Source organism: Chromobacterium rhizoryzae (assembly GCF_020544465.1).
Lineage (GTDB): Bacteria > Pseudomonadota > Gammaproteobacteria > Burkholderiales > Chromobacteriaceae > Chromobacterium.
In genome coordinates, this window is record NZ_CP066126.1 from 1,706,810 (window position 1) to 1,727,450 (window position 20,641).

Below are 20,641 nucleotides of genomic sequence, written 5' to 3' on the forward strand. Positions count from 1 at the left end.
AGGCGGGGAGCGCTTGCCGGCGAGGAGGCGATGTCGCCGCGGGACGCTTACCACAGCCGGTCGATGTCCCCCGGATGGAGCGCGATCTCGCAATCTTCGAAACGCGACGCCAGCCGCCTGGCCTTGTCGCTGAAAAAGCAGGCCATGGTCGCCTTGTCGAACTGGCTGCTGGGGAAGGGCGCGGCCGGCGTGCCGCCGATCAAGACGGCGCCCGGCAGTTCGCTCCAGCCGCAGCTTTGGTAAAAGCGCCGCAGGGGGCGGTCGCAAGTGAAGATGCCGAGATCGGCGCCGTTGGCCTGCATGGTTTCGCGCGCGGAGGCGGCCAGCAGCCGCCCCAGGCCGCGGCTGCGGTCCTCGGGCTGGGTGACCATGCAGCTGATGCCGCTGGCCTGGAAGTCCTCGCCGGCGTGGCGCAGCGTTTTGCTGAGGATGTCCAGCGCCGACAGCACCCGGCGGTTTTCCACCAGCAGCAGCGACAAGGGCGCGAGCGCCGGGTCGTGGATGGGCTCGGGCCCGACCGGCGGCTCCCCGGGCCAGGCCAGGTTTTGCAGCGCCAGCACTTGCATGCGCAGTTCCGCGGGCACTTCCGCTTCGGGGAAGATCAGTATCTCCATCGGCTGGCTCTCCTCGCAATGGACGGGTATGGTCGAGCTATATGATAACAGCCGCCAAGGGCGCGGGAGAGAGACAGTCATGGCGGAAACGACGGCCGGCCCGCGGGCGGCTTGGGATGCCGAGAGCCGGGCCACCTGGGAGGTGGCGCGGCGCTACCACGAATGCTGGCGCGCGCGCGACGCGCGGGCGGCGCTGGCCTTGTTTCATCTGGAGGTCGAATATTGCGATTTCTACCGCAATCTGACGCTGACTTACGCCGATTTGCCGGCCTATCTGGCCGAGAGCATGCCGGACGGCGGCAAGGAGAGTTTGCAGCACACCGACCGCATCCGCGTCGACGGCGACACCGCCTTCATCCAATACCGCTATGTGATCCGGCTGGCCTCCAGCGGCAAACTGGCCAGTTTTCAAGGCGGCGAGGCGATCCGGGTGCGGGATGGCCTGATCGTCTCCGTGCATGAGTACTGTACGCCGGTGCGTTTGAGCGGGGAGCGGACCGGCGATCGCATCGGTTTGAACCCGCAGCGGCTGGCGCGGCTGCTGGCGGACCTGCAAGCCTATTTCGCCGAACAGCGGCCCTATCTGGACTGCGAGCTGAGCCTGGGCCAGGTGGCGCAGGCCACCGGCTACACCCGCAATCAGATCTCCCACGTCTTGAACCAGGCGCTGGGCCTGAGCTTCTACGCCTGGCTCAATCAGCAGCGCGTCCGCCATCTGCTGGCGCTGCCGCGGCCGCCGGCCGCTCCGCTGGACATGGCCTTCGCCGTCGGCTTCAAGTCCGCCTCCACGTTCTACAAGGCTTTCCGTCTGGAAACCGGCACCACGCCGCAGCGCTACTTTTCCGCCGATTCCTAGCGGTCCCGCGCGCACGACGCGGCGCGGGCGCCGGCTTAGTCTGTTCGGGTCCGCCCCAGGTTCGGGGCTATCGCCAAGGAGCATTCATGGGGATCGAGTCCCAAGCTTGTCTGTGGCTGGATCAAAGTCCCGCGGCGCGGTCCTGGCCGCCGTTGACGCAGTCGGCCCGCTGCGACGTGGCGGTGATCGGCGGCGGCTACACCGGCCTTTGGACGGCTTACTACCTCAAGCGCATGGCGCCGGAGCTGGATGTGGCGGTGTTGGAGGCGGAAACCTGCGGCTACGGCGCGTCCGGACGCAACGGCGGCTGGCTGATAGGCGGGCTGGCCAATCAGGACGTCCATTTGCTCAGTCTGGACGGCGAGCGGCGCGAACACGCGCGGCGGCGGCTGTACGGCATCGTCGACGAAGTGGCCGCGGTGTTGGCGCGCGAAGGCGTCGAATGCGATTTTGCCCATGGTGGGGTGCTGTACGCGGCGGCGCGCTATCCGGAGCAGGAAGCGATGGGACGGAACTGGCTGCGCGAACTGCGGCGGGCGGGCCACGGCGAGGCCGACTTCCGTTGGCTGGACCGCGAGGAAGCCCGGGCGCAGCTGGGCGCGAGAGATGTGCGCGGCGGGGTGTTCTCCCCGCATTGCGCGGTGGTTCAGCCGGCCCGGCTGGCGCAAGGCCTGGCGCGGGCCGCGGCGCGGCTGGGCGTGCGCATTCACGAGCATAGCCCGGTGCGCCGGCTGGCTCCCGGAGTGGCGGGGCTGGACGGCTGCGACTTGAGCGCGGACGTCATCGTGCCGGCGCTGGAGGGCGCGGCCGGGCAATTTTCGCGCTTGGGCCGTTGCCTGCTGCCGGTGCAGAGCCTGCTGCTGGCCACCGAACCGCTGTCGGCGGCGCAGTGGGACGAGATCGGACTGGGGCGCCGCCAGGCTTTCGGCGATTTGAGCCGGATGGTGACTTACGGCCAACGCAGCGCGGACGGTCGCCTGGTGTTCGGCGCGCGCGGCGGTTACCGGCTGGGCGGCCGCGCGCAGTGGGACTTCGACCCTAACGGCGCCGAGTTCGCCTGGCGCGAGCGCTTGCTGCGTCGGCTGTTCCCTGCCTTGGGCGCGGCGGCGGCGCCCTACCGCTGGGGCGGCACGCTGGGCGTGGCGCGCGCTTTCACGCCCTACGCCTTGTTCGACCGGCGCGCCGGCATCGCCATGGCCGGCGGCTACGGCGGCGAGGGCGTGGGAGCCGCCAATCTGATGGGGCGCACGCTGGCGGAATTGATTCTGGAGCGCGACGGCGATCTGGCTTCCATGCCCTGGGTCATGCCGGAAGGGCGTTTGGAGCGGGTGCGCCGCTGGGCGCCGGAGCCGGTGCCGTGGCTGGGTTATCACCTGGTGCGCAGCGCTTACGGGCTGGAAGAGAAACTGTGCGCCGACGGGAGCGCGCCGGCCTGGGCCCGGCGCGGCGCGGGCAAGCTGGCGGCGGCCCTGGAGGCTTTGCTGGCCTGATGGCCGGCGCGCGATATCGGGAGAACATTCATGTGGCGACGCATTGGGGTGGGGATCTGGGTCTGCTGCCTGGCCGTTCCGGCGCAGGCGGCCGAAGAGAAGGTGCTGAACGTCTACAACTGGAGTCATTACATCGGCAAACAGACCTTGCGGCGTTTCGAGAGCGAGACCGGCATCAAGGTGCGTTACGACGTATACGACAGCAATGAAATCCTGCAAGGCAAATTGCTGACCGGCCGCAGCGGCTACGATGTGGTGGGACCGTCGATGAGCTTCCTGGCCAATCAGCTGGCGGCGGGCGCCTTCCGGCCGCTGGACAAGGGCAAGCTGCCCAATTACCGCCAACTGGACCCGGCGCTGCTGCGGCAGCTGGCCGCGGCTGATCCCGGCAACCGTTACGCGCTGCCCTATCTGTGGGGCACCACCTCGGTGGCCATCGACGAAGACCGGGTGCGGCGGGCGCTGGGCGGCGCGCCGCCGCCGGCCGACGCGCTGGCCCTGTTGTTCGACCCGGCTTACGCGTCCAAGCTGCGCGGCTGCGGCGTTTCCATGATGATGTCCCCCAGCCAGGTGGCGGTGCAGGCCTTGATCTATCTGGGCAAGGACCCTGGCCGGAACCGGCCGGAGGATCTGCCCGCTGTCGCCGGCCTGCTGCGCGCGGTCCGGCCCTATGTGCGGGTGTTCACTTCCACGCCCATCAATGATCTGGTCAACGGCGAGCTCTGCGCGGCGATGATCTATTCCGGCGACGCCTACATCGCCGCGCGTCGCGCGGGCGAGGCCAAGAGCCCGCGCAAGATCCGCTACCTGCTGTCGCCCAAGGGCGCGGAGTTGTGGGTGGACACTTTCGCCATCCCCAAGGACGCGCCGCATCCGGACAACGCGCATCGCTTCCTCGATTTCATGATGCGGCCGGAGGTGATGGCGGAAATCAGCAATGAATTGTTCTATCCCAACGCCTTGCCGGCGTCGCGGCCTTTGCTGGATGGCGCGCTGACGGCGGACCGCAACCTCTATCCGGACGCGGCCGGCATGAGCAAGCTGCGCGGCCAGGGACGGGTGCCGCCGGCGCTGCAAAGGGAGCGGGTGAGGCTGTTCAATCAGTTCAAGAACAATAGCTATCGCTGAAGCGCTCCGAGGGCCGGCCCAGCAATTGGGCCGGCGTGCGGCCGAAAGTCTGTCGGAAGGCGGCGATGAAGGCGCTGGGGCTGTCGTAGCCGCAGCGCCAGGCGGCGGCGCCGACGGGCTGGCCGGCCGATAGATATTCCAGCGATTTCAACAGCCGCAGCCGACGGCGCCAGGCCTGGAAGCTGAGACCGGTCTGCTCCGGAAACAGACGGCTCAGGCTGCGCCCGCTGAGGCCGGCCCATTGCGCCCAGTCGTCGCGCGAGCGCGGGTCTTCGGGGGCCTCCGTCAGCGCGTCGGCGACCCGGCGCGCGCGCCGGTCTTGCGGCAAGGGCAGGCTCAGGCGCAAGGGCGGGCAGTGTTCCAATTCATCCAGCAAGACCTCCAGCAGCCGCAGCTCTCTGGGAAGGGGCGGCGTGGAAAAATCCAGCGCGCGCCGCATGATGGCGGGCGGCAGCGCGTCGCAGGAGATGGCTTGCGCGTCGGCCGGCAGCCGCGCGCAGGCCGCGGCGGCGAAGTGCAGGCTGATGCCGTCTATCAGGCCGTGGCGGTGCGAGGCGTGGCGCACGCCGGGAGGAATCCAGGCCAGGTGGCCGGGCGGCAGCCAGAGCCGGCCGCCGTCGGTGGCGATGTTCAGCACGCCGCGGCGCAGCAAGCTGAGCTGGCCGCTGTCATGGCTGTGCCAGGCTTCGGGGTCGGCGTCGTCGTGACGGATGCGGGCGGCGGCGAGCAGCATGGTTTGGCCTATTTGAGATATTGGATGACATTGTAGCGATAACGCGCCATCGGCGCCGGGACGGATACTGGCCATTGTGGCGGGACGGGCTTCGGCCGCGCCGCCCATCGTCGATATCACCCCTCTATAAGGAGTCAAACCATGCAAGACAGCGCTATCGCCGTGGTGCGCGAATTATTCGAATACGCATTGCTGCGCCCGGAACTGGACGAAAACCGTTTGGCGAAGCTGGTCCATCCCGATTATCGCCAGCAGGCGGACGGCCGCAGCTTGGATTACGCCGATTTCATCAAGCATTTGCGCCATCTGAAGCAGACGTGCAGCCGGGTCGATCTTGAAATCCTGAGCTGGGCGGAGCAGGGCGAGCGCGTGTTCACTCGCCATCGCGTCGCCGCGGACAAGCGGGACGGCGGCCGGGTGAGCATGCTGGTCATCGCCGAATTCCGCGTGCGCGACGGCATGGTGCGCGCCTGCGACGAACTGACGCATATGCTGAGCGGAACGACCGAGGACCGGGATCTGGGGTCCCGCCACTGATGCGGGCTTGACCGGGTTCGCAAGCGCCCGGCGGCCTGCCGGGGCGGATCGTCGTCCTGGAGGCCGTTGAAGTCCGCGGCGCTTCGTGAGACGCGGCGCGGCGAGTGCCGCTTATTGGGGCTTCGTCATCCCGGAGCGGATGGCGGCGCAGCGGCGAGGGCAAAAAAAATGGACCCGGCGGGTCCATTTTCATTTGGAGGCGATCGAATCAGGCTTCCGGCACATTCAGCGAGTTGATGCTGAAGCCGGCGTCGACATAAGTGATTTCGCCGGTGATGCCCGAGGACAGATTGGACAGCAGGAAGGCGGCGGTATTGCCCACTTCCTCGGTGGTGACGTTGCGGCGCAGACAGGATTGTCCGGCGGCCATGGCCAGCAGCTTGGAGAAGCCGGAAATGCCGGCGGCGGCCAGGGTCTTGATCGGGCCGGCGGAAATGCCGTTGACGCGGATGCCGTCCTTGCCCAGGCTGGCGGCCATGAAGCGCACCGAGGCTTCCAGGCTGGCCTTGGCCAGGCCCATCACATTGTAGTTGGGGATTGCGCGCACCGCGCCCAGGTAGGACAGGGTCAGCAAGGCGGCGTTGCGGCCCTGCATCATCGGGCGCGCGGCCTTGGCCAGCGCCGGGAAGCTGTAGGCGGACACATCGTGGGCGGTCTGGAAGGCTTCGCGGCTCAGCGCGTCCAGGAAGTCGCCTTCCAGCGATTCGCGCGGGGCGAAGGCGATGGCGTGGACCAGGCCGTCCAGGCCGTCCCATTCCTTGCCGAGATCGGCGAACAATTTATTGATTTCTTCGTCGTTCTGCACGTCGCAGCGGAAAACCAGCTTGGAGCCGAAATCCGCGGCCATTTCACGCACGCGGTCTTCCAGTTTGTCCACCACATAGGTGAACGCCAGTTCCGCGCCTTCGCGATGACAGGCCTGGGCAATGCCGTAAGCGATGGAGCGGTTGGAGATCATGCCGGTAATCAGAATCTTTTTGCCTTGCAGAAAGCCCATTTGGAGTCCTTCTCGGAATAAACAGCTGCGCATTATACCGAAGCCGGGGCGTTTCAGCAGCGGCATTGTCGGCCAGGTCGGACGCTTTCCGGTGGTATATAAGGAAAGAGCGAAGCGCGGAGCGCGCCGCGCACGCCGGATTTCCGGTTGCCCCGGCACTCCGCGCTTGCTACCATCACACATCAATTGCAGTAGTTGCGCCACCATATAAATAGCGAGGAAACCATGAGCGATCTGATCCACCACGTAAGCGATGACAGTTTCGATACCGATGTTCTGAAAGCCGACCTGCCGGTGCTGGTCGATTACTGGGCCGAGTGGTGTGGTCCGTGCAAGATGATCGCTCCCATCCTGGACGAAGTGGCCAAGGAATACGAAGGCCGCCTGAAAGTGGTCAAGCTGAACATCGACCAGAACGAGCTGACGCCGCCGAAATTCGGCATCCGCGGCATCCCGACGCTGATGATTTTCAAGGACGGCCAGGTTGCCGCCACCAAGGTGGGCGCGCTGGCCAAGAGCCAGTTGACCGCCTTCATTGACAGCCAACTGTAAAGCGTCTATTCTCCAGCAAAATCTCAAAACGGGTAGCGATTGACGCGTTGCCCGTTCCATTTTTACGCCACCCTCCGAATTCAGCGTTCCGCTAAATCGTTACCGAGTCGACCTACGGCTGCTATGCACTTATCTGATCTAAAACATCTTCATGTTTCCGAACTCGTTGAAATGGCCATTTCCAACGAGATCGACGGGGCCAACCGACTGCGCAAGCAGGACTTGATCTTCGCCTTGCTGAAAAACCAGGCCAAAAAAGGCGAGAGCATTTTCGGTGAAGGTACCCTGGAAGTGCTGCCGGACGGTTTCGGTTTCCTGCGCAGCCCGGACACCTCCTACCTGGCCGGCCCGGACGACATCTATGTCAGCCCGTCGCAGATTCGTCGCTTCAACCTGCATACCGGCGATTCGATCGAAGGCGAGATCCGCACCCCGAAAGACGGCGAGCGTTACTTCGCGCTGGTCAAGGTGGACAAGGTCAACGGCGAAGCGCCGGAGAACTCCAAGCACAAGATTCTGTTCGAGAACCTGACGCCGCTGTTCCCCACCGAGCAGTTCAAGCTGGAACGCGACATCCGCGCCGAAGAGAACATCACCGGCCGCATCATCGACCTGATCTCGCCGATAGGCAAAGGTCAGCGCGGCCTGCTGGTGGCGCCGCCGAAGTCCGGCAAGACCGTGATGCTGCAGCACATCGCCCACGCCATCACCGCCAACCATCCGGAAGCGGTGCTGATCGTGTTGCTGATCGACGAGCGTCCGGAGGAAGTGACCGAGATGCAGCGTTCGGTCAAGGGCGAAGTGGTGTCTTCCACCTTCGACGAGCCGGCCACCCGCCACGTGCAAGTGGCCGAGATGGTGATCGAGAAGGCCAAGCGCCTGGTGGAACACAAAAAGGACGTGGTGATCCTGCTGGACTCCATCACCCGTCTGGCGCGCGCCTACAACACCGTGGTGCCGGCCTCCGGCAAGGTGCTGACCGGCGGCGTGGACGCCAACGCGCTGCAGCGCCCGAAGCGCTTTTTCGGCGCCGCGCGCAATGTGGAAGAGGGCGGCAGCCTGACCATCATCGCCACCGCGCTGATCGATACCGGCAGCCGCATGGACGATGTGATCTATGAAGAATTCAAGGGCACCGGCAACAGCGAAATCCATCTGGAACGCCGCATGGCCGAGAAGCGCATCTTCCCGGCGCTGAACATCAACCGTTCCGGCACCCGTCGCGAAGAGCTGCTGATTCCGCAGGACCAATTGCAGCGCATCTGGGTACTGCGCAAGCTGCTCTACCCGATGGACGATCTGGAGGCGATGGAATTCCTGCAGGACAAGATCAAGGCCACCAAGTCGAACCAACAGTTCTTCGACTCGATGCGCCGCTGAGCGGAAATGCTCGCAAGAATGCCAGGCTGCCAGCCTGGCATTTTTTTTGCCCGCGTCGGCCGGCGTCGTTCAGGCGCCGGCGCGCGGGTTTTTTGTTAATACCGATGGCGGCGCCGACAGCGGGGCCGCGATTTGGCCTAAGATGGAGCAAGAACATCGCCGGCGCGTTGGCCCGGCGAGCGGATGACGGCAGGGGACAATAAAATGTGGTCGATGGAGGCGGGAGAAGCGGCCGACTGGATTGCCGGTCGGCTGTCGGCTTATGACTTTACCGGCAGGGTGGGCGATTTCAGCTTCCGTCCGGCCGACGGCGGGCTGCGGCCGGCGGCGGTGCTGGTGCCGCTGGTGTGGCGGCACGAGGGGCCGACGGTGATGTTGACCCGTCGCGCGGAGAACCTGCCGGCGCACGCCGGCCAGGTCAGCTTTCCGGGCGGCAAGCTGGAGCGGGACGACGGTTCGGCCGAGCGCGCCGCGCTGCGCGAAACGCGGGAGGAGACCGGGCTGGCGGAAAGCCATGTCCGGCTGCTGGGCCGCTTGCCGGATTATGTGACGATTACCGGCTTCGTGGTGACGCCGGTGGTGGGCCTGGTGTTGCCGCCGTTCGAACTCAGCCCGGAGCCGGGCGAGGTGGCCGAGGTGTTCGAGGCGCCGCTGCCGCTGCTGATGGATACCGGCGCTTACCAGCGCCACAGCCATCAGGGCGACGACGGCCAGCTGCGGGCCTATCTGTCGCTGGATTGGCAGCGCCACCGCATCTGGGGCGCCACCGCGGCGATGTTGTGGCTGCTGTCCGACGCCTTGGGCGTGGCCGGGCAGGAGCCGCCGCCGTTCAGATCATGTCCAGATCGTTGAAGAGGATGTTGCGGCCGGCGACCTTGGCTTCGTAGAGCAGGCGGTCGGCGCGCGCCAGCATCAGTTCCGGCGTGTCGTGCGGCCGCCAGTCGGTCAGCCCGCCGCTGAAGGTCACGCTCTGGTCCACCAGCGGGAAGCGGGTCTGGCTCAGCACCACCTGGACCCGTTCCATCACCTTTTGCGCGTCGCGTAGACGCGTGCAGGGGAAAATCACCAGGAATTCCTCGCCGCCCACCCGCGCGCTGATATCGGTGTTGCGCGTGGTGTCGGTCAGCGCGTTGGCCACCGCCACCAGTACATTGTCGCCGGCCTGGTGGCCGTGGCGGTCGTTGAATTGCTTGAAGTGGTCGATGTCGAACACCGCGATGGTCATCGACTGGCCGTAGCGCTCGCAGCGGCTGATTTCGTCTTTCAGCATCATGTCGGCGTAGCGCCGGTTGTACAAATGGGTCAGCGGATCGGTGGCCGCCATTTCGCTCAGTTGCTGATTGCTTTCCTGCAATTGCTGCTCCAACTGCTTGCGGCTGGAAATATCGTAGAGCGCCACCAGCGTGGACGGCGGGGTGCGTTCGCCCAGGGGCCGCAGCGAGACGATGACCCAGAGCCGGCTGTGGTCCTCCAGCTCCAGTTCCATTTCCTGATTCTCTATCTCCTGGCCGGCTTCCAGCCACTGCTCCAGCGGCTGTAGTCGAAAAGGCAGGTTGAGGATGTCCGAATCCTCCTTGGTGCCCGGCGCGCGCGGCGGCAGTTGCAACATGGCGCGCGCCAGCGCGTTGGCCCGCTGGATGCGGCGGGTTTTGGGGTTGACCAGCAACAGCGCCAGCGGCGCGGTGTCCAGGATCAGCTTCGCCTCTCCCTCGCTTTGCCGGATCAGATCGGTGCTGCGGCTCAGCAGGGTGTGCTGGCGCAGATTGGACAGATAGTTGCGCAGGGCCAGCAGCGTCATGCCGGCGATGAACAGCCAGCCCAGCAGGGCCAGCATCGCCTTCTCCTGCACCGAGCGGGTGAAATCCTTGCGGGCGAGGCCCACGGCCACTTGGAAGGGATAGCGGCCGGTCTGGCTCTGGCTGTACAGGCGGGTGACGCCGTCGATATTGGACGGCGCGCTGAATTGCGCCTGATTGCCGTCACGGCTGAGCAGCTTGGCCGGCTGCAGCGGCCGGAATTGCCGCTCCAGTCCCTTGGGGGGCTTGGGCCAGCGCGCCACCATCAGCTGGCGTTGGTCCAGCACCAGGATTTCCCCGTGCTCGCCCACGGTGACGCGCGAGACCTCGTCCTGAAAGAAATTATTGGCGATGACGCCGGCGGCCATGCCGATGACGTTGCCGCCTTCGTCGCGCAGCTTGCTGGCCAGGACGATGCCGTGTTGTTCGGGATTGTGCTGGGCGGCGGTGTAATTGTTTTCCGGGTCTTCGTTGCGATGCAGCCAGCGGCAGAATTCATTGTGAGGCTGGCGCACGATGGCGGCCTGGCGGCTGGTGAAGATGGCCTGGCAGGCGCTGTCTATGATTTCGATCCGGCTCAGATAGGGCGCCAGCTGCAGTTGCTGCTGCAGCTGCTGGTACAGCTTCTGCTGTCCTTCCTCGCCGCTTGTGCCGGTGTGAAGCAGGGTCTGGACCTGCGGCAGCTGGCTGCTGCTTTGCAGGATCAGGCCGGCTTCGCTGATGCCGGCGGCCAGCCGTTCCGCCAGCAATTGGCTGAGACCGTTGGCCTGGCGCAGCGCGTTTTCCTCTTCCTGGTGATAGGTGTTGAGCAGTTCCAGGGCCACCAGCGCCAGCGTGCCGAGCAGGAAGAGGATGGAACCCCAGATCGCATAGCGTGCCGGGCGTTTGTTCCGTTTGCGGAGGTTGAAGTCCATGACGCTCGTTATTGGGGGTTATGAACCAGTTATAGCGCTAGGCGGCGGAGTATGACAGGGGCCCGCCGCCGGGCCCGGACGGCGCCTCAGGCCGCGGTAAAGCGCATGGAAAGATCGACGGCGCGGACGTCCTTGGTCAATTTGCCCACCGAAATGCGGTCGACCCCGGTTTCCGCAATCGCGCGCACGGTGTCGAAGTCCACGCCGCCGGAGGCTTCCAGCTGGGCGCGGCCGGCGGTCAGCCGCACCGCTTCGCGCATTTGCTCCAGCGACATATTGTCCAGCAGGGCCAGCTTGGCGCCGTGGAGCAGCGCTTCTTCCAGTTGCTCCAGCGTTTCCACTTCGATTTGCAGGCTGACCTCGGCCGGGGCCAGCCGCTGCGCGGCCCGCAGCGCGGCGGCGATGCCGCCGGCGGCCATGATGTGGTTTTCCTTGATCAGGATGCCGTCGAACAAGCCGACGCGCTGATTGTCGCCGCCGCCCGCGGTCACCGCGTATTTCTGCGCCAGCCGCAGGCCGGGCATGGTTTTGCGGGTGTCCAGTATCCGGGCGCGGGTGCCGGCCACGGCGTCTACGTAGCGGCGGGTTTCGCTGGCGACCGCGGACAGGGTTTGCAGGAAGTTCAGCGCGGAGCGCTCCGCGGTCAGCAGCGCGCGGGCCGGGCCGTCGATTTGGCACAGCACGGCGCCGGCGGCGACCTGCTCGCCTTCGGCGGCCAGCCATTCCACCCGGCAGCGGGGATCGACCTGGCGGAAGCATTCGTCGAACCAGGCCTGGCCGCACAGCGTGGCCGCTTCGCGCGCCGTCACCCGCGCCGCGCCGGCGCTGTGTTCGGGAATCAGCAGGGCGGTCCAGTCGCAACGGCCGATGTCTTCGGCCAGGGCGGCGGCGACCTGCTGGGCGATCAGGTGAGGGGCGGGCAAGGCGGGCATGCGGGACTCTCCAAGAAAACGTCATTGTACCCAATGGCGGCGGATTGGTGCGCGCGCTCTGGTATCATTCGAAATGGATATATAAGCCGATAGGTAGGCCATGGATTTACCCGCATCGTTTTTCCCCGACGCCGCGCTTTGGCTGAGCAACGGCGCGGCTTTGTCCTTGTTGGCGCTGGCGGCGCGGCGGGTGGCCTGGCGCGGCCTGCCCTTGCCGGCCTGCAACGCCTGGATGGGCGCCTGCGTGCTGGCGCTGGCCTTGTGGCTGCTGCGCGGCGGCGTGGCCCCCGGCCTGTCCTTCCATTTGCTGGGCGCCGGCCTGTTCACCTTGATGATGGGGCCGTGGCTGGCCTTGCTGGCGCTGGCGCTTCCCTTGCTGGCATTGGCTGTGAGCGGACAGGCCGATCCGCAGGCGCTGGGCCTGAACTATCTGAGCATGATTGTGCCGCCGGTGGCGCTGTCGGCCGCGGCGCTGCGTTTGAGCCAGCGCGTCCTGCCCAGCAATCTGTTCGTCTATGTCTTCGTCAACGGCTTCCTCGCCGGCGGGGCCGGCATGTTCGCCGCCGGCTTGTCGGGTTTGCTGGCCTTGGGCCTGGCCGGCGCCTATCCCTGGGACCAGTTGTTGGAGGAGACGCTGCCGTTCTATTTTTTACTGTCGTGGTCGGAGGCCTTCACCACCGGCTTGTTGGCGGCGGTGCTGGTGGTCTACCGGCCGGAATGGGTGGCGACCTTCGACGACGGGCGCTATCTGGGACACAGGCGCCGCTCGCCGTGAGCGGGCGGCCTTTCACACGCTAAAGGAGAAACCATGCCCTTCGCTTTATGGAGCATTTTGCTGGCGGCCTTGCTGCCCTTGATCTGGGCCGGGGTGGCCAAGGCCGGTTCGCGAGTGGACAACCACAAGCCTCGGGAGGCGATGGCCCAGGCCAGCGGTTACCGGCTGCGCGCCAATTGGGCGCAGCAGAACGCCTGGGAGGCGTTCCCGACCTTCGCCGCGGCGGTGTTGGTGGCTTGGGGGATGCATGTGCCGCCGGCGTTTCTGGACGCCGCCGCCGCGGTTTTCATCGCGGCGCGGATCGCGCACGGCTTGCTGTATCTGGCCGACCGGGCGGCGCTGCGTTCCCTGTCCTGGTTGATCGGCCTGCTGACGGTGGTGGCGATTTTCTGCAAGGCCGGCGGGGTGTTCTAGCGCGGTTAGGCCTAATCCAGCCAGCCGTTGGCGCGCAGCGCGGCCTGCGCCTGGTCCAGGCCCTTGGTGTGGAAGGCCTGCCAGCCGGCGCGGCGGGCGGCGTCCACGCATTCTATATTGTCGTCGAAAAAGGCGATGCGCTGCGGGGCCGCGCCCAGCTCGTCCTGCACATGGCGGTACACCGCGTCGTCCGGCTTGCGCAGGCCGATCAGGTGGGAGGCGAACAGCCGGTCGAAGCGGTGCAGCAGATCGAATTCGCGTTCGATCTTGCCCCAGTGCAGCGCATTATTGTTGCTGAGCACGGCCAGGCGGTGGCGTTCGCCTAGCCGGGCCAGCATCTCCGCCGCGCCGGGGTAGGCGCCGCGCAGCCAGCTGTCCAGTTGCGCGGTCATGTCCGCCGCGCCGATGTCCAGTCCCAGGTGCTCGGCCATCGCCGCGCTGAAGGCCTCCGGCGTGCAGGCGCCGGTGTCCAGTTCGGCGATCCACGGCGTTTCCATCCAGAAGCGCCGGGCCTGTTCCGGGTCCAGCTTGCCCTGGGAGAGCCGCACCAGCGGATCGATGCCGTTCCAGTCCACCAATACTCCGCCCAGATCGAATACCAGCACATCTACGCTTGAATGCATTGCTTAGCCTTTTGTCTAGGGCGCGAACGGCTCGCGCCTGCGGTTTAGAGAACGATGGGTTCCGGCTCCAGTTCCACGCCGAAGCGTTGACGGACTTCCGCGCGCACCTTGTCGGCCAGCGCGCGCATCTGCTCGCCGCTGGCTGCGCCGTAGTTGACCAGCACCAGGGCCTGGCGCGCGTGCACGCCGGCGTCGCCGTCGCGATGGCCTTTCAGCCCGCATTGGTCGATCAGCCAGCCGGCGGCCAGCTTGACCTTGCCGTCGGCGGCCGGGTAGTGCGGCAGCGTCGGATGGCGCGCCAGCAGCGCCTGCGCCTGTTCCGCCGGCAGTACCGGATTTTTGAAGAAGCTGCCGGCGTTGCCCAGCTCGGCCGGGTTGGGCAGTTTGCTCGAGCGGATGCGGATCACCGCGTCGCTGACGTCATGCGGCGTGGGCGCGGCAATGCCGGCGGCGTCAAGTTCTTGCTGGATGTCGCCGTAGCCGGTGCGCAGCCGCGGCGCGCGCGACAGGCGGAAGCGCACGGCGGTGACCAGCAGGCGGCCGGCGGCCTCGTGCTTGAACACGCTGTCGCGATAGCCGAAGCGGCAGTCGGCCTTGCTTAGCGTCAGTTCGGCGCCGCCGCGCTCTAGATCGGCGCAGACGACTTGATGGATGTGGTCCTTGGCCTCGACGCCGTAGGCGCCGATGTTTTGGATCGGGCTGGCGCCGACGGTGCCGGGGATCAGGCTGAGGTTTTCCAGGCCGTACCAGCCTTGCTCCAGGGTGTGGAGCACGAAATCGTGCCAGTTTTCGCCGGCGGCGGCCTCGACGATCACGTCCTCGCCGCTCTCCTCCAGCAGGCGGACGCCGCGTAATTCCAATTTGACCACCAGGCCGGGGTAGTCGCGGGTGAACAGCAGATTGCTGCCGCCGCCCAGCCACAGCACCGGCCCGGCCCGGTAGGCCGGGCTGTCCAGCAGCGCCGGCAGCTCCGAGAGCGCGTCCAGCCGGCAGAAGTCGCGCGCGCGCGCGTCCATGCCGAAGGTGTTCAGCGATTTGAGCGGATGATGGTGGCTGAAGCTCAGGCTCATGGCGCCGGTTCCGTTTGAAGTTGTCGATGCAGGCGCCGGCGGCTTTCGCCGGCCAGGTAGCGGGTCAGGAATAGCGCGGCCACGCTCAGGCTGATCACCAGCGCGGTCCAGAAGCCGAACACGCCCATGGGCTTCTTGCTCAGCCAGTCGGTCAGGCCCAGAGTGATGCCCAGGCCCAGGCCGACGCACCAGAACGACAGGATGTGAATGATCATCGGCACCGTGGTCAGCTTGTAGCCGCGCAGGGCGCCGGAGGCGATGGTTTGAGCCGCGTCGGTCAGCTGGTAGACGGCGGCGAACAGCAGCAGGGTGGAGCCCATCGCGATCACGCGCGGGTCCGGCGTGTACATGCGCATGATGGGCTCGCGGAACAGCAGCACCATCAGCATCGCGCAGAAGGCCATGCTCAGGCCCAGCAGCAGGCCGACGCCGGAGCTGAAGCGCGCGGCGCGGTAGTCGCCGGCGCCGACGTGGTGGCCGACGCGAACCGACATCGCGGTGGCCACGCTCTGCGGCAGCATGTAGATGATGCTGGAAAAATTGAGCACGGACTGGTGAGTGGCCACTACCACGGTGCCCAGTTCGGCGATCAGCAGCGCGATGAAGGAGAACAGGCTGACTTCCACGAAAAAGGACAGGCCGATGGGCACGCCCAGCTTGAGGAAGCCGCGGTACATGCGCCAGTCCGGGCCGCGCAGCCGCTCCAGCAGCCGGAACTGGCGGAAGTTGCGGTGCCAGCTGACATAGGCGAGCAGGGCCAGGCAATTGAACCAGAACACGATGCCGGTGGCCCAGCCGCAGCCGGCGCCGCCCAGCTTGGGCAGGCCGAACAGGCCGTGGATCAGGATGTAGTTGAGCGGAACGTTCAGCGCCAGCGCCAGCAGGCTGACCACCATGATGGCCTTGGGGCGGCCCAGGCTGGACGCGTAGGCGTGCAGCGCGCGGTGGGTCATCGCCGCCGGCATGCCCACAGCGGCGCCGGTGATGAAGAGCATCACCTTGTCGGTCACTTCCGGCGGCAGGTGCAGCCACAGCCGCAGCGCCGGCTCCAGCGCCATCATCATCGCCGCACCCAAGAGGCCGATCAGCAGGCCGAACCACAGGCCCTGGCGCGCGGTGTCTTTGAATTTGTCGTGCTCGCCGGCGCCCAACTGGTGGGCCAGGATGGGATTGAGCGCGGTGACAATGCCCATCAGCGTGACGTAGAAGGTGATGAAGACGCTGGCGCCCAGAGAGACGGCGGCCAGGTCGTCGGTGCTGACGCGGCCGGCCATCACCGTATCGACGAAGGCGGTGGCCACCTGGGCGATCTGGGCGATCATCATCGGCAAGGCCAGTCGGCTGATTTGACGGGCTTCCAGCAGCACGGCCCCGCGCGGGGCGCGATTGATTTCAAACAGCATGGGAGTAGGGCGGGATGGCACGGAGAACTGGCCATTATACCGGCTGCGGGGCGGGCTTGTCTTTGTCGCGCCATGACAATGGGGCGACATGGCGTGCGCCGGGAACGCAAGGCGCTCCCGGCGGCGCGGGAGACGGGAGTCAGAAGCGCGCGGGCGGGTCGCGGCGCAGATCGCAGCTGATCAGCAGCTCGCCGCCGAAGCGGGCGTTGATGCTGAGCGCGTCCAGCAGGGAAATGTCCCGCACGGTCAGTTGTTCGCCGTTGCGGTCCAGGTCATAGCCCAGTTCACGGGCGAAATCCGCCAGCTGCTGCAGGGCGGGGGCGTCGGCCGGCGTGAGCGGAGAGGCGCTCAGGCTGCCGCAAAGGGGGCGAGGTCTTCCCACGGCGTCGAAATTGGCAAAAGAAAAATCGGTATAGCTGTCTTGCAGGCAGTCGTACATGGCGGTTCTCCAGTCGGTTCGGTCGCGGTTCGCGCGCCGGTCCTGGGTATCGCCGGCGACGCTTTAGCAGGATTTTTGGGCGCCCTGCAAGTTGTCATTAACTCGGCGCCAGCCGCGCATGCCCGAAATGGAAACGGGGCGCGGCTCATGCATCGATCCGAAGCGACGGGTCCGCTTAACTGCCTGTACGGGTAAAACAAAACCCGCCTACGACTAAGAGCGCAAGCGGGTTGACCGTTTTAACGCTTTAGCTGGCATTTGTTAAGCGCCCGCAAGCTGTGTCAAATCGGCGCATGAACGTCAGCCTATGCCTTTGGCTTTTGGCTGTCAATCCCCTTGCGGGGCGTTCGCGGGCCAGTCGGCCAGCCAGCCGCGCCAGTGCGGCTCCGGCTGCGCGACGACGACGGCGCGCAGGCCTTGCCTACAGGCCTGGTGGGCGCCTGAATCCAGCGCGCCCTCCACCCATTGCTGGCGCAGCCACAGCAGATGGCAGCTGGCGGCCTGGCGCGCATTGTGTTCCGCGAGCGCGCCGACGTCGCCGGCGCGGTACAGTTCCCAGCGCCGCGGGCCGTTGAGCTCGGCCTCGCCGGGCAGGCCGCACAGCCGGGCCAGTTCGCCCTGCGGGGTGGCCAGCTCCGCGTGGCCGCCGCTCAGGATCTCGCTCAGCGAGACCTGGGACGAGCTGTCCGCTCCGGCGCGCAGCTGTTCCGCCAGCGGCAGGCCCAGCGCCAGCGCGCGGTGGCGCAGCGCCGGCAGTTCCAGCCGCGCGCCGTCCCAGCTGACCAGCCGCGCCCGGCTGTCGCGCAGCAGGCTCAGCCAGTCCGCCAGCATCGCGGCCTCGTCGCCTGCGTCGGCGGCGAGCCCTTGGACGAGACGGGTTTGCCCATCCTGTTGCAGCACGCCGGCGATGGCGACGACGCGGTGCAAGTGGAAGGGGATGAAGTCGGTGCCGCTCTGGGCGCGACAGCGCTGCAGCACGAAATCGGCGACGTCGGCCTCCCCGATTTCGCCGTCCAGCTGGTAGAGCTGGCGGATGGCGGGCACGTTGGGAATGGTCTGGAGATGAAAGCTGAGAGTAGGGCGCACGGGAGGGGTCTTGTCGGAGTCGGCGAATCGGCAGCGATTGTATGCCTATCGCCGATGGGGGGCAATTGGCGGCCATGGGCGCTGCGATGCGGCGGGATATGGCGGCGAATTGTATTTTCTGCAAAGAATAGGGATATAATCGCCGGCTTGACTACCTACTAGTCTTGCGAATCCTGGCATTCCAAGTCGACTATCTTCTCATAATGATCCGCAAGTTTATCCGTAAAGTACTGGACCTGCCCGCCGGCATGGGCAAGCGCCGCACCAAGGCGCGCGTGATTCCTCTGCCGCAACACGGCATCCGCCGAGACCAGCTCAGCTCCGCTGCGCTGAAAGTCACCACCCGACTGCAGGAGGCCGGTTTCGCCGCCTATGTGGTGGGCGGAGCCGTGCGCGACTTGATGTTGGGCGTGTCGCCGAAGGATTTCGACGTCGCCACCAACGCGACGCCTGAGGAAGTGCACCGGGTGTTCCGCCGCTCCCGCATCATCGGCCGGCGTTTCCGCATCGTCCACGTGATGATGGGACCGGAAACCATCGAGGTGACCACTTTCCGCGGCGGTTCGGTGGACGACACCAATGAAACCGGCCGCATCATGGCCGACAACAGCTTCGGCAGCCAGGAAGAGGACGCGCACCGCCGCGACTTCACCGTCAACGCGTTGTTCTACGATCCGTCCGACGAAACCGTCATCGACTATCACCACGGCGTCAAGGACTTGCGCGCCCGCAAGCTGGTGATGATAGGCCAGCCGGCGCGCCGTTATCAGGAAGACCCGGTGCGCATGCTGCGCGCGGTGCGCCTGGCGGCCAAGCTGGGCTTCGATATCGACGAGGCCACCCGCAAGCCGATCCGCACCCACGCCCATCTGCTGAAGAAAGAGCCGCCGGCGCGCCTGTTCGACGAAATGCTCAAGCTGCTGATGTCCGGCCAAGCCTACGGCTGCCTGAAAAAGCTGCGCGAGGAAGGCATGGCGCGCGGCGTGTTCCCGCTGCTGGACGCGGTGCTGGATGATAAGGGCGACGACCTGTTCTTGAAGCTGGGCCTGGAAAGCACCGATCAGCGCATCCGCGCCGACAAGCCGGTGTCGGTGGGCTTCCTGCTGGCCACCCTGTTGTGGAAGCAGGTGCATCAGCGTTGGCAGAAACGCCTGAACGCCGGCGACCGCGCGGTGTACGCGCTGGCGCAGGCGATTGCCGACGTGGAGTCCGAGCAGGACAACGATTTCGCCATTCCGCGCCGTTTCAGCGTGACCATGCGCGAAATCTGGATGCTGCAGTCGCGTTTCGACAGCCGCAGCGGCCAGCGCGCCTACCGTTTCCTGGAGCAGCCGCGCTTCCGCGCCGCTTACGATTTCTTCGCCCTGCGCGGAGAAGCCGGCGAGGTGGACATGAAGCTGGTGTCCTGGTGGAATGACTTCCAGCGCGCCGACGAGGACGAACGCGAGCAGCTGCTGGACATCGCCAAAGCCAGCGGCGAGCCGGACCCGGCCAAGAAACGCCGCCGCCGCCGCCCCGCCAATCGCCGCAAAGCCGCGGACGAGCCGGGCGGAGAGGCCTAAGTGGCGCAGGCCTTCATCGCGCTGGGCAGCAATCTCGAGCAGCCGGCGGCGCAGATCCGCGCCGCGCTGGCCGCGATCGCCGCCTTGCCCGACACCGCGCTGACCCGGCAGTCCGCCCTGTACCGCACCGCGCCGGTGGGCTATGCCGATCAGCCGGACTTCATCAATGCCGTGGCGGAAGTGGACACCGCGCTGGCGCCGCGCGAATTATTGCGCCGGCTGCTGGCGATAGAGGCCGAGTTCGGCCGGGTGCGCACCTTCCGCAACGCGCCGCGGGTGCTGGATCTGGATCTGCTGTATTACAGCGGCGTCGCCCTGAGCGACCAAGACCTGACCCTGCCGCATCCGCGCATGCATCTGCGCGGCTTCGTCATGATCCCGCTGGCGGAGATCGCTCCCGATCTGGCGCTGCCGGCGCTGGGCACGGCCGGCGAACTGGCCGCAGGGCTGGCCGATCAGGGCGTGGAGCGCCTCAAAACAACTAGCTAATAAGGAAGCGAGCGATGAGTCAATTGCGTTATGTCGTGGTCGAAGGGCCGATCGGCGCGGGCAAATCCTCTCTGGCGCGCCGACTGTCGGAATACTGGGGCGTGCGCCTGCTGGCGGAAGATCCCGCCGCCAACCCCTTCCTGCCGCGCTTCTACCGCAACTTGCCGGCCCACGGCCTGTCCACCCAGCTGTCCTTCATGCTGCAACGCGCCGAGATGGCCAAGAGCATGCTGGACGGCGAACTGCTGGCCAGCCCGTTGGTGTCGGACTTCCTGTTCGAAAAAGACGCGCTGTTCGCCAAGATCAATCTGGACGAGGCCGAGCTGGCGCTGTACAAGCGCCTGGCGGGGCTGGCGATGCCCGAGCATCCGGTGCCGGATCTGGTGATTTATCTGCAGGCTTCCGAAGAGAACCTGCTGAGCCGGGTGGCCGCGCGGGCGGCGGAGTACGAAATCAATTTCCCGGAAGGCTATCTGAAGCGCGTGCATCAGGCCTATAGCGAGTTTTTCCATCAGTACGAGGCCGCGCCGTTGCTGATCGTCAATACCGATCATCTGAATCTGGTCGACGGCGACGAGGACTTCGAACTGCTGATCCGCTGCATCAGCGAGGCGCGAGGCCAGCGCAACTATTTCAACAAGAGCGTCTGAGCCGCCGAGCGCTCAGAGCCGGTTTGCGATGATGCGAGCCAGGACGGGTGACGGCCTTGCGGCCGAGACGGCGGAAGGGCCCAGCCCCGTCCGCGCGTTTCGACGCCGCGCTCGCCGCGCGACCATCCTGAGGCGCAGCAGATCGTAAGCGGGCTCTAGGCGTCCCGCCGGTCGATATGGACGACTGAAACGAGGAAGAAC

22 protein-coding genes are annotated in these 20,641 nt (G+C 66.3%); 12 read left to right on the top strand and 10 right to left on the bottom strand.

Features of this window, described 5'->3' with window-relative positions; translation table 11 throughout:
* Positions 1 to 47: 47 nt before the first annotated feature.
* Positions 48 to 614, bottom strand: a complete 567-nt coding sequence (locus JC616_RS07820; RefSeq protein WP_227107618.1) for a GNAT family N-acetyltransferase — start codon at positions 612 to 614, stop codon at positions 48 to 50.
* Between the two features lie 79 nt (positions 615 to 693).
* Here JC616_RS07820 and JC616_RS07825 point away from each other — a divergent pair, with 79 nt between their 5' ends.
* From JC616_RS07825 to JC616_RS07835, 3 genes are all read left to right on the top strand, one after another.
* Positions 694 to 1,470: a helix-turn-helix domain-containing protein gene (locus tag JC616_RS07825; protein WP_227107619.1), complete on the top strand. Its 777-nt coding sequence runs from the start codon at positions 694 to 696 to the stop codon at positions 1,468 to 1,470.
* A gap of 86 nt (positions 1,471 to 1,556) precedes the next feature.
* Positions 1,557 to 2,960 carry an NAD(P)/FAD-dependent oxidoreductase gene (locus JC616_RS07830; RefSeq protein ID WP_227107620.1) on the top strand — a complete coding sequence of 468 codons (1,404 nt, stop codon included), beginning with the start codon at positions 1,557 to 1,559 and terminating at the stop codon, positions 2,958 to 2,960.
* A gap of 30 nt (positions 2,961 to 2,990) precedes the next feature.
* Positions 2,991 to 4,088, top strand: coding sequence for a polyamine ABC transporter substrate-binding protein (locus tag JC616_RS07835; RefSeq protein ID WP_227107621.1), 1,098 nt, complete (start codon positions 2,991 to 2,993; stop codon positions 4,086 to 4,088).
* Here JC616_RS07835 and JC616_RS07840 read toward each other — a convergent pair.
* On the bottom strand, positions 4,066 to 4,821 hold the full coding sequence (locus JC616_RS07840) for an AraC family transcriptional regulator (protein ID WP_227107622.1): 756 nt from the start codon (positions 4,819 to 4,821) through the stop codon (positions 4,066 to 4,068). The genes JC616_RS07835 and JC616_RS07840 overlap by 23 nt on opposite strands.
* 141 nt (positions 4,822 to 4,962) lie before the next feature.
* Between JC616_RS07840 and JC616_RS07845 the strand changes: the two genes are divergently transcribed.
* Positions 4,963 to 5,358 (top strand): nuclear transport factor 2 family protein, encoded by a 396-nt coding sequence (locus tag JC616_RS07845; RefSeq protein WP_227107623.1) that lies wholly within the window; start codon positions 4,963 to 4,965, stop codon positions 5,356 to 5,358.
* A gap of 208 nt (positions 5,359 to 5,566) precedes the next feature.
* Here JC616_RS07845 and fabI read toward each other — a convergent pair whose 3' ends face one another.
* Positions 5,567 to 6,355 carry an enoyl-ACP reductase FabI gene (gene fabI, locus JC616_RS07850; RefSeq protein ID WP_043591772.1) on the bottom strand — a complete coding sequence of 263 codons (789 nt, stop codon included), beginning with the start codon at positions 6,353 to 6,355 and terminating at the stop codon, positions 5,567 to 5,569.
* 225 nt (positions 6,356 to 6,580) lie between these two features.
* Between fabI and trxA the strand changes: the two genes are divergently transcribed.
* The 3 genes from trxA (at position 6,581) to JC616_RS07865 (ending at position 9,139) form a co-directional block, all read left to right on the top strand.
* Positions 6,581 to 6,907, top strand: coding sequence for a thioredoxin TrxA (gene trxA, locus JC616_RS07855; protein WP_039755088.1), 327 nt, complete (start codon positions 6,581 to 6,583; stop codon positions 6,905 to 6,907).
* Between the two features lie 123 nt (positions 6,908 to 7,030).
* Complete coding sequence (gene rho, locus JC616_RS07860; protein ID WP_043591613.1) at positions 7,031 to 8,287, top strand: transcription termination factor Rho; 1,257 nt, start codon at positions 7,031 to 7,033, stop codon at positions 8,285 to 8,287.
* A gap of 204 nt (positions 8,288 to 8,491) precedes the next feature.
* Positions 8,492 to 9,139, top strand: a complete 648-nt coding sequence (locus JC616_RS07865; RefSeq protein ID WP_107800235.1) for a CoA pyrophosphatase — start codon at positions 8,492 to 8,494, stop codon at positions 9,137 to 9,139.
* Here the strand turns inward: JC616_RS07865 and JC616_RS07870 are convergent.
* Positions 9,117 to 10,997 (bottom strand): sensor domain-containing diguanylate cyclase, encoded by a 1,881-nt coding sequence (locus tag JC616_RS07870; protein ID WP_107800234.1) that lies wholly within the window; start codon positions 10,995 to 10,997, stop codon positions 9,117 to 9,119. The two genes, JC616_RS07865 and JC616_RS07870, sit on opposite strands and share 23 nt — an antisense overlap.
* Positions 10,998 to 11,083: 86 nt before the next feature.
* Positions 11,084 to 11,929 carry a carboxylating nicotinate-nucleotide diphosphorylase gene (nadC, locus tag JC616_RS07875; protein ID WP_227107624.1) on the bottom strand — a complete coding sequence of 282 codons (846 nt, stop codon included), beginning with the start codon at positions 11,927 to 11,929 and terminating at the stop codon, positions 11,084 to 11,086.
* Between the two features lie 100 nt (positions 11,930 to 12,029).
* Here nadC and JC616_RS07880 point away from each other — a divergent pair, with 100 nt between their 5' ends.
* The gene (locus JC616_RS07880) at positions 12,030 to 12,704 is read left to right on the top strand and encodes an energy-coupling factor ABC transporter permease (protein WP_107800232.1); all 675 of its coding nucleotides are present in this window, start codon (positions 12,030 to 12,032) and stop codon (positions 12,702 to 12,704) included.
* Between the two features lie 33 nt (positions 12,705 to 12,737).
* Complete coding sequence (locus JC616_RS07885) at positions 12,738 to 13,118, top strand: MAPEG family protein (RefSeq protein WP_107800231.1); 381 nt, start codon at positions 12,738 to 12,740, stop codon at positions 13,116 to 13,118.
* 11 nt (positions 13,119 to 13,129) lie between these two features.
* Here JC616_RS07885 and JC616_RS07890 read toward each other — a convergent pair whose 3' ends face one another.
* The 5 genes from JC616_RS07890 to JC616_RS07910 form a co-directional block, all read right to left on the bottom strand.
* The gene (locus JC616_RS07890; RefSeq protein WP_227107625.1) at positions 13,130 to 13,741 is read right to left on the bottom strand and encodes an HAD family hydrolase; all 612 of its coding nucleotides are present in this window, start codon (positions 13,739 to 13,741) and stop codon (positions 13,130 to 13,132) included.
* A gap of 44 nt (positions 13,742 to 13,785) precedes the next feature.
* Positions 13,786 to 14,811, bottom strand: a complete 1,026-nt coding sequence (gene murB, locus JC616_RS07895) for a UDP-N-acetylmuramate dehydrogenase (RefSeq protein WP_227107627.1) — start codon at positions 14,809 to 14,811, stop codon at positions 13,786 to 13,788.
* A complete protein-coding gene (locus tag JC616_RS07900; protein WP_227107629.1) occupies positions 14,808 to 16,214 on the bottom strand; it encodes an MATE family efflux transporter in 1,407 nt (468 codons plus the stop codon). The genes murB and JC616_RS07900 overlap by 4 nt, the downstream gene beginning before the upstream one ends.
* A gap of 139 nt (positions 16,215 to 16,353) precedes the next feature.
* Positions 16,354 to 16,653, bottom strand: a complete 300-nt coding sequence (locus JC616_RS07905) for a hypothetical protein (protein ID WP_227107631.1) — start codon at positions 16,651 to 16,653, stop codon at positions 16,354 to 16,356.
* Positions 16,654 to 16,980: 327 nt separating this feature from the next.
* Positions 16,981 to 17,739 (bottom strand): 3'-5' exonuclease family protein, encoded by a 759-nt coding sequence (locus JC616_RS07910; RefSeq protein WP_227107633.1) that lies wholly within the window; start codon positions 17,737 to 17,739, stop codon positions 16,981 to 16,983.
* Between the two features lie 203 nt (positions 17,740 to 17,942).
* On the opposite strand from JC616_RS07910, the gene pcnB reads away from it, so the two are divergent.
* From pcnB to JC616_RS07925, 3 genes are read left to right on the top strand one after another with little or no spacing between them, the layout of a single operon-like run.
* The gene (pcnB, locus tag JC616_RS07915; RefSeq protein WP_107800225.1) at positions 17,943 to 19,301 is read left to right on the top strand and encodes a polynucleotide adenylyltransferase PcnB; all 1,359 of its coding nucleotides are present in this window, start codon (positions 17,943 to 17,945) and stop codon (positions 19,299 to 19,301) included.
* Positions 19,302 to 19,790, top strand: coding sequence for a 2-amino-4-hydroxy-6-hydroxymethyldihydropteridine diphosphokinase (folK, locus tag JC616_RS07920; RefSeq protein WP_107800224.1), 489 nt, complete (start codon positions 19,302 to 19,304; stop codon positions 19,788 to 19,790).
* A gap of 14 nt (positions 19,791 to 19,804) precedes the next feature.
* Positions 19,805 to 20,440, top strand: coding sequence for a deoxynucleoside kinase (locus JC616_RS07925; protein WP_227107635.1), 636 nt, complete (start codon positions 19,805 to 19,807; stop codon positions 20,438 to 20,440).
* Positions 20,441 to 20,641: the final 201 nt, after the last annotated feature.